Genomic DNA, 12,662 nt, shown 5'->3' with positions numbered 1-12,662 from the left:
CTTCAAAAAGAGATACGACACGGAGTAAACGACTATGTCCAATAGCAAAACCTCGTCTGACGACACCTTGGAATTACAGCATCAGCAACCGCAGGCTGCGCGCTTTGCGCTGGGACGGCCCGCGATGGCATTACTTTCAAAAGCGCTGCGTCGGCTTATCCAGACCGGCCAGTTGTCGGTCAGGGATCCATTTGGCGAAACTTGGCAATTCGGCCCCGGCGGTGCCCCCGAAGTCATGGTGCGTCTGACCGATACCAAGCTCCCGGCAAGGATACTGGCAAATCCCAGCCTCGCCCTTGGCGAGGCCTATATGGACGGCACGCTTATCATCGAATACGGCACTCTGCGCGATCTTCTGTCAATCTGCATGTCAAATATGGACGGGGTCGATGCACTGCCCGGCAGTCGGCTCAATTCCTGGCGCGACGCCTTGCTGAGCCGCCGGCTGCATCACAACCCCATCAGCCGCTCGCACGCAAATGTCGCCCATCACTATGACATTTCGACCGATCTCTACGATCTCTTTCTCGACCCTGATCGGCAATACTCCTGCGCGTATTTCCCCACCGGCACCGAAACGCTTGAGCAGGCCCAGACCCTCAAAAAGCATCACATCGCGGCCAAGTTGCTGTTGCAACCCGGACATGAGGTGCTTGATATCGGCTCCGGCTGGGGCGGGCTGGCGGTGGAACTTGCCGCCCAGCATCAGACCCGCGTCACCGGGTTGAGCCTTTCGACCGAACAAATCGCCGCTGCACGCGCACATGCGGCACAAGCGGGCCTCTCCGATCAAGTCGCTTTTGAAAAGCGCGATTACCGTCAGGAGCGCGGCCTTTATGACCGGGTAGTATCCGTCGGCATGTTCGAACACGTCGGCCCCAGCGGGTTTGAACCGTTCTTCGCGACCATCCAGCGCGTCCTCAAACCTGACGGGGTCGCTGTCGTTCACGCGATTGGTACGATGGCGGCCACGGGCGGAAGTGATCCGTGGATCCGAAAATACATCTTTCCCGGCGGGTACTTGCCCACCCTGTCGGAAACGATCGCCGCGGCAGAGAAAAAGGGCATTTGGGTCACAGATATCGAGATCCTGCGACTGCATTACGCTGAAACGCTGCGGCATTGGTCCGAACGCTTCGCCGCCGCGCGCGAAACGGCGCGCGCGCTTTATGATGAACGGTTCTGCCGCATGTGGGAGTTCTATCTGGCGATCTGCGAAATGGCATTCCGCAATGGCCGTTTGATGGTGTTCCAGATCCAGCTGGCAAAGCGCCGCGACAGTGTACCGCTGACCCGTGACTACATCACCAAGGCGGAAGCTGACCTGATGGCGGCAAAGCCATTGTCCGATACAAACACCGAAAGTACGACATGACAGAGCCAAACCCCATTAAAGTGGCCGTGAACGGTTACGGTGTGATTGGTAAACGTGTCGCGGACGCGGTTGCAGCCCAAGAAGATATGCATCTGGTTGGTGTGGCCGACGTCGTCGCCGACTGGCGCGCGCGGATGGCAATCACAAAGGGCTTCGCGCTTTACGCGGCCGACCCCGATCATGCGCCAGCCATGCGCGCGGCCGGTCTGCAAGTGGCCGGCGTGGGCGATGATTTGCTCGCCTCTGCCGATATTGTGGTTGATTGCACCCCAAAGAAGATCGCCGCGCAGAACGTCGGCACCTACCGGGAGAAAGGCATCAGATTCATCGTTCACGGTGGTGAAAAACACAGCATCACCGGCCATTCCTTCGTCGCTGAGGCGAATTACGCAAGTGCCATCGGACGCAACAGTACCCGCGTGGTATCCTGCAACACGACCTCGATTGTGCGCACGCTCACCGCCCTGAAAACTGCGGGGCTACTAGCCGCGGCACGCGGGACATTGTTACGCCGCGCCACCGATCCTTGGGAAAGCCATCTTGGCGGGATCATGAACACCCTTGTCCCGGAGCCTGACATTCCCAGTCATCAAGGCCCTGATGCACAAACCGTCGATCCCGGCCTTGATGTGGTGACAATGGCGGTGAAAGTGCCTCAAACGCTCGCGCATCTTCATTATTGGTCGGTCAGGATGCCGCGCAAAGCCTCAAAGGAGGAGGTGCTTGACGCGTTCCGCGCATCCTCGCGGATTGCGTTGATCCGGATGTCGGACGGGCTTGGCGCACTCAATGCCGTCAAGGAAATGATGGCCGATTTCAGTCGTCCCAATGACAGCCTCTATGAGGTAGCCTTATGGGAAGACATGCTCAAGGTCGTGGGCGATGAGCTGTTCTATGCCTATATGGTCGACAATCAGGCTATCGTGGTCCCTGAGACCATCGACGCCATCCGCGCCCTGACCAACTCCGAAGCTGATGCCGCGTCGTCCATCGCGCGCACCAATGCCGCATTGGGGGTAGGGACATTGACGGCCCTTGGCGCGAGCGGATGAACGTCGCGGGGGCCAGCACCCGTTGATTGCATCAGCCCGGGAAAACGCCCGCAAAGAGCCCCATCAGCATGGTCACCAGCGTCGTCACAAAGAGCACCAGTAGCACAAGCGGCGCGATGGCGCCCTGCCCGGCGGTGTCCTCTTGCGCCTGATACATCGGCACCATGATGCGCAGATAAACCGCCAGCGCCAACACAGTGCCCACAATGCCGACGACCGCCAGCCACAGATAACCAGCCTCGATCGCGGCGCCAAACAGCAATACTTTTCCGACAAAGCCGAACAACGGCGGAATACCGGTGAGCGACAGCAGGAAAACCACCATCGCTACACCGATCAATGGCCGCGCCCTGCCAAAGCCTTTGAAATCCGCAAGCGAGCGGCCCGCAATCATCACCACCGCAAAGGCTCCAAGGTTCATCGCGATATAGGCTGCTCCAAAAACGATCACCGAAGGCAAGGCCAGCGGGCTGGTCCCAAGCGCCACAATCCCCAACATGAAATACCCCGCCTGCGCCACCGAAGAATAGGCCAGCAGCCGCACCACATTGGTTTGCACCAACGCCGCCAGATAGCCGTATATCATGGTCACTGCGGCAATCACCGCCACTACCAGGGGCCAACCAGTGCTGACCGGCAAGTCGCGCAAGATCTGCGCAAAGGCGAAGATCGCAGCCACTTTGGTAATAACAGATAAAAACGCTGCGATTGATATGGGCGCACCGTCATACGCGTCTGGCGCCCAAAACTGGAAGGGCACGAGAGCGGCCTTGTATCCAAGCCCGATCAGCACCGCCAGAAGCCCCGCCAATGCAATCAGCGGCTTGTCATCAAGCGCACCAAGCGCACTGAAAAGCGTTGATCCGGCACCACCGAACCAAAAGGTCACACCATAGATCATCACCGATCCAGTGACCGCACCAAAGACCAGATATTTCATCGCAGCCTCCGTCGCGGCATCATCACGCGGCCAGGCCACCATCGCAAAAGAGCCCAATCCCGTCAGCACCACGCCAAGGACCAACAGCATCATGTCGCCTCCGCCTGCCAGCATCAGCGCCCCCAGCGTCACCAGGCAGATCAAGGTATACATGCTGCCCTCGCGGTCTTTGCCTGCGATCTCCGCGCGGGTCATCAGCAGCGCCAATGCGGTGCCCGGCAACAGGATCAGCTTGGCCCAACCGGACAGCATCCCAACCCGGTAGGTGCCACCGAAGACTTCCGTGTCGGCATCCATCAGCGGCAAGGTCAGCGCTGTGGACAGGCCCAGTCCGATCAGTCCAAAGATCAGCACAAGCCGCGGTGCACGCAGCATTTCGGCGATCAACATGACCACGACAGTGGCCGCCAGCAGCAACTCCGGGAACAGAAAGGAAAGGTCGCGGGCCATCAGAATTGCAAGGCCCGCATCGTCGCATCAATCATGTCGAGCAACCACGATGGCGCAACACCAACCAGGATTGTCAGGATCAGAAGTGGCACAACGGCCAGCAACTCTCCGCGATCAAGATCAGGCATCGCGGCCCATTTCTCATTCGGTTCACCCAAAAACACCGCCGCGATGGCGCGCAGGTAAAGCCCCGCCGTGACCACAATGGCAAGAATTGCGATGATGGCCCAGGGTTGGATGTTCAGCGTGGCCAGGAAAATCTGGAATTCAGCCGGAAAATGCGCCAGCCCTGGCAAACCCAAAGAGGCGAAAGCCGATATGATAAAGGCCCAACCCAGCCAAGGCACCCGGCCAAGCAATCCACCGAAATCTGTCATCTCGCGGCTGTGAGCGCGGGACTGCAACATACCAACCAAAAAGAACAGTGCGCCAGTGACGATCCCGTGGCTGACCATCTGCAATGTTGCCCCGTTCAGCGCCACTGCACGCAGATCCGGGTCCAGTGTCAGCGCGGCCACTGCCACCCCGATCACCACATAGCCCATGTGGTTGACCGAGGTATAGGCGATCATCTTTTTCAGATCCGATTGCGCCAAGGCTACAAATGCACCAAACAGCGCACTGAACACACCAAAAGCCAGCACAACCTGCCCTGCCTTGGCAAAGGCATCTGGTGTCATCTGCAAGGCAAAGCGCACAAGCCCATAGGTGCCGAATTTCAGCATCACGCCCGCCAAAATCACACTGCCTACCGTCGGCGCCTGTACGTGCGCGGCAGGCAACCATGTATGCACTGGAAAGGACGGAATCTTCACCGCGAAAGTGAACAGCATGGCAATCAGCGCCAGCATCGCGGCCATTCCTGTCAGCGGCGGGGCCTCGATCCACAGACGCATATCAAAGGTGCCACTGGCCAGATACAACCCGATAATTGCCAGCAAAAGCGGCAGCGAACCCAACAGCGTATAGATAAAGAACATCAAACCCGCGCGCTGCCGCTCTTCATAGCCCCAACCGACGATCATGAAATACATGCCCACAAGCGACACCTCGAAGAACACATAAAACAGCAACGCATCCAGCGCAGCAAAGGTCCCGATTGAGGCGGTCTCAAGCATCAGCAGCAACACCACAAAAACCGCCGGACGGTCCGTGACCCGCGCCGCATATATTGCAGAGAGAAAAAACAACAGTGATGTCAATAATATAAGAGGTAAACTTAAACCATCAACGCCAAGTCGATAGGCCGCGCCAATCGCCGGTATCCAACTGATTTCTTCAACTTGGGCAAAACCGCCGGGCGACGTGCCGCGCGCCCAGATAGCCAACGTTACCAAAAACGTCAGCCCTGTTGTTGCGATAGAGATACCATGTGCGACCCGTCCCGATTTGTCGGGCAATGCCATGAGCAACACCCCACCCAGAAGCGGCAGAAAAACGGCGATTGATAAAAGAGGCATGTCAGGTTCGTCTTTCTTCAGGGATAAAAGGGAATAATCAAGAGCAGCACAGCGATCACCGCAATCCCCAGCACAGTCAGCGCCAGTTCGCGGTGAATCAGTCCGCTTTGCAGGCGGCGCAGGCGGTCGCCAAGTGCGATGGTCCGGTCAACAAGACCGAAAATAAAGACGTCAATGCCTTGGGTGTCGGTTCTGTCAGCCTGAATGCCAAGGCGCATGTTCATCCGACCGACTTCGTTTGTCGCATCATACAGACGGTTGTCGAAACGCGCGGCCCCAGATGCCGTGCCAAGGCCCACAATGCGCACAAAGGCCAACTGCCCGGCCAGCAAACGCTGTTCAAATCTTTCGCAGGCCGCAGCCAAGGCGAATGCGGGGCGCACCGCCAGACCATCCATGCCCCCCGCGATCACAAACCCGGCCTGCGCCCAAGGGAAAACCGGCCCCATCAGCCGCTCCGGGGTGGCAAACCAGCCCAAAGCCAGACCGGTCAGCGCTGCCGCAAGTCCCAGCAGCATCGCAAGTCCTTCCGGCGGGAGTTCAGCCTCCAGCATGTGTTCCAGAGGCACAAAGCTGAAACCCAATGCCGCGGCCAAGACCGTCAGCACTGCCATACCAACGCCCATCCAGCCCATTCCCTCGCTGGAAACAGGTTGGACGTCGCCGCGCCAAAGCACCCGCAGCGCACGCGCCATATATGCGCCCGTCAGCACCGTCCCCACCAGCGCAAAGGGCGCCAGCCAAACCGCACCCGATGCTGCCAAGGCCGCCGCAAGAATGGCATCCTTTGAATAAAAACCCGCCAGCGGTGGTATCCCCGCCAACGCCAGTGCTGCGATACCAAAAGCGCCAAGCACCAGCGGTCGCGCCCTGCCCGCGCCTGCGATCGCATCCATGTCAGTGCTATCACGGTCATGCTGAAAGACACCGGCGCCCAGAAACAACGTGCTTTTGATTGCGGCATGCGCAGTCAGATGCAGCAACGCGGCCACCGGCACACCTGCACCAATCGCCAGCAGCATCAAGCCATATTGACTTGAGGTTGAGGCCGCAAGCAACCGCTTGAGGTCACGCTCGGCCAATGCAATCAGCCCTGTGACGACCGCTGTCACGCCGCCGACAATCCCAATCACAAACAACGCACCTGCAGGCAGCATCGGTGCAACCCGGATCAGCAGGATCGCCCCCGCCGCCACCAGCGTCGCCGAATGCAGCAGTGCCGAAACCGGCGTCGGGCCAGCCATGGCGCGCTGCAACCAGTCCTGCAACGGCACTTGCGCCGATTTTCCCATCGCGCCGATCAGCAGCAACACGCCCGCCAGCAGCGCAGGGGATCCGGTAATCGCCAGCGTCCGGGAAATCTCTGAGGTGCCGGCCCATCCAATCAGAATGAAAATCCCCAGATAGAGCCCCAGATCGGCACTCCGCGTATAAAGAAACGCCCTTGTTGCGGCGCTGGCGACGCCCGCGCGCCCGTGCCAGAAGCCGATCAGCAGATAGCTGGAAAAGCCAATCAACTCCCAGGCTGCCAAGACGGTGATCCAGTCACCTGCTAGAACCAAAGCCTGCATCGCGGCGACAAACAGCAAGAGAATCCCGAAAAAGCGCGCCTTTTCAGGATCTTTGCGCATGTACCCGACAGCATAGACCAGTACAAACGTCGCCACGGTCGCAACAACAGCCGCGAAAACGGCCGTCAAAGGCGTTGCGATCAGTCGTAGCGGCATTTGCGGCAATCCCGAAAGGACCAGTTGAGACGAGTTGCCAGACTCGGCATTTGCCAACGTGCCGATCGCCGCCAGAAACCCGACTGCGGCACCCGACAGCGCAATCGCTTCAGGCGCGCGACGCAGCGCCAGCACCGCAATGCCCGTCAGAAGCGGCGCGAGGATAATGAGTGCTAGCATCGTCATCCCTTCAACTCACGGGCTTCTTCCATCTCAACTGACCCGCGCACGCGGAATCGCGCAATGGCGATTGCAAAGCCGACCGCCATTTCAACGGCCATGACCGCCATGACGATCAGCACGAACATTTGTCCGGCAGGTTCATCAGGATGCAAATAGCGCCAGAAGGCCACCAGATTAACCAGGGCGGCTGCCAGGATCAATTCGACCCCCATGATAATCATCACCAGATTGGTCTGGCTCAGCGCCCCGTAAAGGCCGACACCAAACAGCCCCGCGCCAATGCTGAGCGCCATGATAAGTTCCAGCATCATTTGCGTTGCTCCGCGTTGGGGACAATGGCCACCATTGTGGCCGCAACCATGGCCGTCAGAATGGTCAAGCCTGCTGACTGGAAAATGAACATCGACCGGCCCATGAGTTCGCGCCCCAGATCTGCCGCCTGTTCATGTGCGCCCGGCACCGACAGGGCGACCGGCCCCCAGTCCGGCAGCCAGACCAGCAACAAAGCCGCCAGCAGCCCGACCCCGCCAGCCCAAAGCGAAAGGCGCTTTTGGTGGGTCATGTCCATTTTGCCCATACCGCCGGGGTCCATCATGAACATCACCATGAAGATAGCCATTACGCTCATCTCCGTGGCCATCATCATGATCTGCAAGACGCCTAGAAACTCCGCCTGCATGACAAGAAACATCGCCCCGATCGCGGTCTGCGAAAACAGCAGCGCAAGCGCAGAGCGGACCATTGAATGGGTACGGAAAACGACAACGCCAAACCAGACCGCCGCCACGCCGAAGAAGGCAAGAAAGAGCAACTGAACCGTCATATCGGAACCACCAATGCAATCACCCCGACCAGAAAGATATTCGCCAGCGCCAGCGAAATGCCCAGCTTCCAACTCAGTGAAAGATAGCGGGCCTCGCGAATACGGGGCATGTAACGGCCGATGCCCAGCATTGCCGCCGCGACCAGCAATATCTTGATCCCGCTCCAGGCCATTGCCGGCAGCCATGGCCCCATCCAACCGCCCAGATAGAAGGTCACCGTCGCACCTGCCAACGCCAGAATGATAACCATCCGCGCCAACCGTAGCACCGCCAGCCGCACGCCGGTATATTCAGCTTCGACCCCACCTGCCAACTCACCGGGGGCATTGGGCAGATCGAGCGGCGGCAACCATGCCAGCCCCATCGCCGCGACCACGAACAGAACGAATCCGATCGGCTGATAAAGTACGTTCCAGAGCTGTTCCTGCGACGCCACGATTGCAACGGTCGAAAGCGATTCAGCCCGCATTGCAACGGCGGTGATTGGCATCACGATCAGCATCGCATAGGCGATAAACTGTCCAAGAAAGCGCCAGCCGGCAATCATCCCATAGGCCCCGTTGGGCCCCCAGCCGGCCATGATGAGCGCCACCAGCACATAGGCCAGCGCTGCATTCAGAAACAATGCCCCCGTCGCCAGATCGGTAATGATGATCCCCGGCGCCAGCGGGATGACCGCCACCGCCATCAACCCTGCTACCAAAAGCAAAACCGGGGCCATTTCAAAGAACAGGCGGTCAGACTTGCGTGCCAGCAGCGATTCCCGCCCCAGCAATGCCAAAGCAGACCATGCCGGACCGGCAAAGCTGAGCCGTCCATAGACCACCCATCGCTCAATAATGGCCAAAGCATAGGCGCCTGCGGCAAGCGCTATCAGAATGACAAGCAAATTCATGCGCGAAGCTCCCAAGGCGACAAGTCGAGCGAACCCACGGCGAACAAAGCGTCGCCGAGTTCCTGTTGCACTGTCAGGGTCTCAACCAGAGCGACATTCACCGTCGAGGGTGTTTGCAGATCGGCCGCTGCCACCTTGCCGTCCTTCATGCTGACAAGAAGCCGGGCTGCGCCGCGCGGCGTTTCTATCAAGGCGTTGCCGTCACCTGTAATCGTGCCCAAATCACGCGGTTCTGGTGTAGCGATCATCCCGGCTGCCGCTATCAATGCGATGCTTTGTAAAATCTCATCGCAGCGCAACCGCAGCCTGGCAAGTGCATCGCCCCCGTCTTGCCTGCATATCTCGAAGCCGAGGTCTTGATAGGTTGGATCGTCGCTGCGGACATCTGCGCCACCACCGCGCGCCCTGTCGACTGGACCGCTGGCAGTGGCGTCTTTTGACACGCGCGCAATACGGCGCAAACGCATCCTCATCAGCGGCGCGGACTGAACCCGGCGAACCAAGCGCCCGATCGCATCTGCCTGTGCGGCGATGCCTGTCGTATCCGCCTCTCGAACGGCCAATTCCAACGCACCGGCTCGCGCCTCAAGCCAGCGAAACCCGGACTGCATCCCAAATTCGGCCAGCCAGTTGAGATGGCAAGCCAGTCTTTCACGCTCGACGGCAGCCGCCCGACTGCGGTGCACATCGCCTGTCGGTGCAACGCCTGCAGAATCCTCCAACGCCATGAGGGCCAATGCGCGATAGGTCACAGGGTTCAGAGGCATCATCGCGCCCAGATGATCGACGAAATCCGAAGCTGGCATCCCGGTGCTATCACTCAGGTCGGTTGCACTGACATGGCTCATGACCTTGCTTTCGGCAACCGTATCACCGTCCAGCGTCAGCGTCAGACCCAGCCCTGCCGGAAGCCCGGGAAAGAAGGGACCGAACGGTACCGTGATCCATTCCATCTGCAAGCCGTCGCTGCTGCGCGGTTGGCCTTGTGTGAGGTCAACCATCGACATGAAGTGCGGCTCGATGCCGTCAATATGCTCACCGTGACCACCATGGCCCGCATGATCGCCATGGCCCGCGTGATCGCCATGGCCCGCGTGACCACCATGGCCCGCGTGATCGCCATGCCCGCCATGGCCTGCATGACCGCCATGCACCGTGTCATCGCTATGGGCGTGGTCATGCCCGTGACCATGCGGCTCTACATCATCGGCTTTCACCAAAAACATCCCGCATTTGGGGCATTTTCCGGGTGCATCACTGGTGACTTCGGGGTGCATCGGGCAGCTATAGGCGGCCTCCGCACTGCCTTCATCAGCAGCAGCATGGCCGCTCTGTTCGCCGTCACCGTGGACATGCCCTTGTCCATGTCCGTGCGGCTCTGCGTCATCGGCCTTCACCAAAAACATCCCGCATTTGGGGCATTTTCCGGGCGCGTCACTGGTGACTTCGGGGTGCATCGGACAGCTATAGGCGGCCTCAGCCGCGCCATTATCAGCGGGGTCAGCGGCAGCACCGTGCGCGGAATGTGCGGTATGCTCCGCATGAGAGGCATGATCGCTATGCCCCGCATGATCGCCGTGGTCATGCCCGTGGCCGTGATGCTCTGTACCACTCGCGGGCGTGGCATTGCCGGGGTCAGCCATTTTATGGCCCGCATGTCCATCTGACGCTGTTTCTTTCGGCACCAGGTCCATGCCACATTTTGGACATTCGCCCGGTTGGTCGCTGATGACCTCCGGGTGCATGGGACAGGTATAGACGATGCGCATGTCCAACGCAGAAGCCGTAAAGTCCTCAGTTTGCGTATGAAATGCGCCTGCCGCGATCACCTGCCGGATATCAGCGAGCCCAGACAGAAAGCCTGCTGCCGATAGCTCTACTGATACATCTGCATCTGGCAAGGGCGCGATGTGGCCGGCCCCCAAAGACAGGATGGCGCGCGGACGTGGCATCTGCGCATACGCCACTGTCGCAGCAGCACGCAAACCTGCTGGTAGCGGGCCGACGACGATCAACAGGCTTGCATGGCGCGGGGTGCTGACCACCCGCATAGGCGCAGAGACCAGATCAAGCCCCAACGCCCGCGCATAAGACGGGCCGGGCAGCACGAAAGCCGCCAGATCACGGGCCATGGCGGCCGATATCAACCGCCTGATCCCTGTCATTGCGCCCTCATGGGCCCCGATCATCGTCATTGTCGCCTCAACGCGCCCTGGCTCCAACCATAGAGCAGACCCAAAAACAAAATGGCCAGAAAAACCCCCATATCGAGCAGCGCAATCAGACCCTCTTCGCGGTAAACAACCGCCCAAGGATACATGAACGCCATCTCCATATCGAATGCGAGAAACAATAACGCATAGCCGGTATACCGGGCATGGTAACGCACCCAAACCGGATCACGCGACAAGGTGCCAGCCGTGGCGGGCACATCTTTGGCGGGTTCGGCGCGCGCGCCCCCGATAGCCCGCGCCAGCGCATAGAGGCTGAGTACGAAACCGAACGTACCGACGGTCAGCCAAAAAAGGATTGCATATTGCGTCAGTTCGCTCATCCAAGGTGCTTTCTGTTGCGGCTTCGTGTCTCTACGAGGCTAGGCGTTTGCGTCGTGCTGTGCAAACCATCAAAGCGCGCTAGCCCGTCCACCAAAATGTCGCATGACACGCCTAACAAGACGCGGTGACCCGCAAAACATTACACCTTTTTCTGAAAATATCTTCGACACAATCAGGACGCCGCCAAGCGATGCGACAATGACACAAACGCCCCTTTGTATTTCTTTGTCTTGTAACTTAGGCTTCGCTCAGGAACCGTTCCAAAACGATCTCAGAAAAGGGAATTCCCAATGTGCCTTTCCGCGCAAGTCAGCTTTGCCGCCAGCGTCTTTCTTGTGGGCGGAGGCACCGCAATTTCAGTCATCGCATTCAAGCGCAACAAACGCTATCTGCCGCTTGCGCTGATGCCCCTTTTTGCCGGTATGCAGCAATTCACCGAAGGATTCGTTTGGGTTGGTATGAACGGAAATGATCCGTTTACGGTGCTATGGGGGGCGATGGGGTTCATCTTTTTCACCTGGTTCATGTGGCCTGTCTGGGTGCCATTCTCGGTTTATGTTCTCGAACCCGACGACAGCCCCCGCAAACCCCTGTTCCGTATCATGGCGCTGATCGGACTGGCATTTGGGCTGTTGCTTTATATCCCGCATGGGCTCGATAGCAGCATGGTCGTGGTAGAGGTCAACAATCAGTCGCTGGCCTATGAAAAGTCCATGTGGCTCGATTTCATGATGCCACGCTGGCTGACGAACACAATCTATGTGACCCTCATCACCTTGCCCCCGGCGCTGTCGCACTACAAGCACATGCGCCATTTCGCCCTTACACTGGTGGCGGTGATCGTGGTCGACATCGCCTTCCTGCAATACGCATATATTTCGTTTTTCTGCCTGCTGGCAGGGCTTGCGACGCTGCATCTGGTCTATATCATCCTGACCAACAAATGCGCGCGCGAATGCCCAGAACTATTCGCCTGAAGACGCGGCCCCGGCAAGGCACATCAGTGCGCGGGCATATGTAAGCGCTTCATATTCGGGCAAATGGCGGGATTTGCAGGTGAACGTCCATCGACGTGCAGAACGACCGACCGGACGCCAGTTGGTCGGCCCGCCCCATCCGGAGACGCAGCGCGTCGTGAGATATGTGGAATGGCGCGGTTGACGGGGCTCGAACCCGCGACCCCCGGCGTGACAGGCCGGTA

General features: G+C 59.1%; 11 protein-coding genes. 3 read left to right on the top strand and 8 right to left on the bottom strand.

What is annotated here, in order from left to right:
* Positions 1-34 precede the first annotated feature (34 nt).
* Positions 35-1,375, top strand: coding sequence for a class I SAM-dependent methyltransferase (locus ACFDSS_RS10000; RefSeq protein ID WP_375255604.1), 1,341 nt, complete (start codon positions 35-37; stop codon positions 1,373-1,375).
* Positions 1,372-2,427, top strand: a complete 1,056-nt coding sequence (locus tag ACFDSS_RS09995; RefSeq protein WP_375255603.1) for a type II glyceraldehyde-3-phosphate dehydrogenase — start codon at positions 1,372-1,374, stop codon at positions 2,425-2,427. The genes ACFDSS_RS10000 and ACFDSS_RS09995 overlap by 4 nt, the downstream gene beginning before the upstream one ends.
* 31 nt (positions 2,428-2,458) lie before the next feature.
* Here ACFDSS_RS09995 and ACFDSS_RS09990 read toward each other — a convergent pair whose 3' ends face one another.
* Genes ACFDSS_RS09990 through ACFDSS_RS09955 form a run of 8 tightly spaced genes read right to left on the bottom strand, consistent with a single transcriptional unit; the run spans position 2,459 to position 11,460 of the window.
* Positions 2,459-3,817 (bottom strand): NADH-quinone oxidoreductase subunit N, encoded by a 1,359-nt coding sequence (locus tag ACFDSS_RS09990; protein ID WP_375255602.1) that lies wholly within the window; start codon positions 3,815-3,817, stop codon positions 2,459-2,461.
* The gene (locus ACFDSS_RS09985) at positions 3,817-5,277 is read right to left on the bottom strand and encodes a NuoM family protein (protein ID WP_375255601.1); all 1,461 of its coding nucleotides are present in this window, start codon (positions 5,275-5,277) and stop codon (positions 3,817-3,819) included. The genes ACFDSS_RS09990 and ACFDSS_RS09985 overlap by 1 nt, the downstream gene beginning before the upstream one ends.
* Before the next feature lie 17 nt (positions 5,278-5,294).
* Positions 5,295-7,184, bottom strand: coding sequence for an NADH-quinone oxidoreductase subunit L (locus ACFDSS_RS09980; protein WP_375255600.1), 1,890 nt, complete (start codon positions 7,182-7,184; stop codon positions 5,295-5,297).
* A gap of 2 nt (positions 7,185-7,186) precedes the next feature.
* Positions 7,187-7,498: an NADH-quinone oxidoreductase subunit NuoK gene (gene nuoK / locus ACFDSS_RS09975; protein ID WP_375255599.1), complete on the bottom strand. Its 312-nt coding sequence runs from the start codon at positions 7,496-7,498 to the stop codon at positions 7,187-7,189.
* Positions 7,495-8,010, bottom strand: a complete 516-nt coding sequence (locus tag ACFDSS_RS09970) for an NADH-quinone oxidoreductase subunit J (protein WP_375255598.1) — start codon at positions 8,008-8,010, stop codon at positions 7,495-7,497. Before ACFDSS_RS09970 ends, nuoK begins: the two co-directional genes overlap by 4 nt.
* Complete coding sequence (locus ACFDSS_RS09965) at positions 8,007-8,906, bottom strand: NADH-quinone oxidoreductase subunit H (RefSeq protein WP_375255597.1); 900 nt, start codon at positions 8,904-8,906, stop codon at positions 8,007-8,009. The genes ACFDSS_RS09970 and ACFDSS_RS09965 overlap by 4 nt, the downstream gene beginning before the upstream one ends.
* Entirely contained in the window at positions 8,903-11,101 is a 2,199-nt protein-coding gene (locus ACFDSS_RS09960; RefSeq protein ID WP_375255596.1) for a heavy metal-binding domain-containing protein, read from the bottom strand. The genes ACFDSS_RS09965 and ACFDSS_RS09960 overlap by 4 nt, the downstream gene beginning before the upstream one ends.
* Positions 11,098-11,460 carry an NADH-quinone oxidoreductase subunit A gene (locus ACFDSS_RS09955; protein WP_375255595.1) on the bottom strand — a complete coding sequence of 121 codons (363 nt, stop codon included), beginning with the start codon at positions 11,458-11,460 and terminating at the stop codon, positions 11,098-11,100. Before ACFDSS_RS09955 ends, ACFDSS_RS09960 begins: the two co-directional genes overlap by 4 nt.
* Positions 11,461-11,751: 291 nt before the next feature.
* Between ACFDSS_RS09955 and ACFDSS_RS09950 the strand changes: the two genes are divergently transcribed.
* Positions 11,752-12,438 carry a DUF6629 family protein gene (locus ACFDSS_RS09950; RefSeq protein ID WP_375255594.1) on the top strand — a complete coding sequence of 229 codons (687 nt, stop codon included), beginning with the start codon at positions 11,752-11,754 and terminating at the stop codon, positions 12,436-12,438.
* Positions 12,439-12,662 lie beyond the last annotated feature (224 nt).

The sequence above is a fragment of the Yoonia sp. genome, from assembly GCF_042093035.1.
In the GTDB taxonomy this organism is placed as follows: Bacteria; Pseudomonadota; Alphaproteobacteria; order Rhodobacterales; family Rhodobacteraceae; genus Yoonia.
This window is presented reverse-complemented; position numbering and strand designations above follow the sequence as displayed.

What these genes read in the sequence shown, in the direction of transcription:
- ACFDSS_RS10000 (WP_375255604.1), top strand. Translation starts at nt 35, where the DNA reads ATGTCCAATAGCAAAACCTCGTCTGACGACACCTTGGAATTACAGCAT.
- nuoK (WP_375255599.1), bottom strand. Translation starts at nt 7,498, where the DNA reads ATGATGCTGGAACTTATCATGGCGCTCAGCATTGGCGCGGGGCTGTTT.
- ACFDSS_RS09965 (WP_375255597.1), bottom strand. Translation starts at nt 8,906, where the DNA reads ATGAATTTGCTTGTCATTCTGATAGCGCTTGCCGCAGGCGCCTATGCT.
- ACFDSS_RS09985 (WP_375255601.1), bottom strand. Translation starts at nt 5,277, where the DNA reads ATGCCTCTTTTATCAATCGCCGTTTTTCTGCCGCTTCTGGGTGGGGTG.
- ACFDSS_RS09950 (WP_375255594.1), top strand. Translation starts at nt 11,752, where the DNA reads ATGTGCCTTTCCGCGCAAGTCAGCTTTGCCGCCAGCGTCTTTCTTGTG.
- ACFDSS_RS09990 (WP_375255602.1), bottom strand. Translation starts at nt 3,817, where the DNA reads ATGGCCCGCGACCTTTCCTTTCTGTTCCCGGAGTTGCTGCTGGCGGCC.
- ACFDSS_RS09995 (WP_375255603.1), top strand. Translation starts at nt 1,372, where the DNA reads ATGACAGAGCCAAACCCCATTAAAGTGGCCGTGAACGGTTACGGTGTG.
- ACFDSS_RS09970 (WP_375255598.1), bottom strand. Translation starts at nt 8,010, where the DNA reads ATGACGGTTCAGTTGCTCTTTCTTGCCTTCTTCGGCGTGGCGGCGGTC.
- ACFDSS_RS09960 (WP_375255596.1), bottom strand. Translation starts at nt 11,101, where the DNA reads ATGACGATGATCGGGGCCCATGAGGGCGCAATGACAGGGATCAGGCGG.
- ACFDSS_RS09955 (WP_375255595.1), bottom strand. Translation starts at nt 11,460, where the DNA reads ATGAGCGAACTGACGCAATATGCAATCCTTTTTTGGCTGACCGTCGGT.
- ACFDSS_RS09980 (WP_375255600.1), bottom strand. Translation starts at nt 7,184, where the DNA reads ATGCTAGCACTCATTATCCTCGCGCCGCTTCTGACGGGCATTGCGGTG.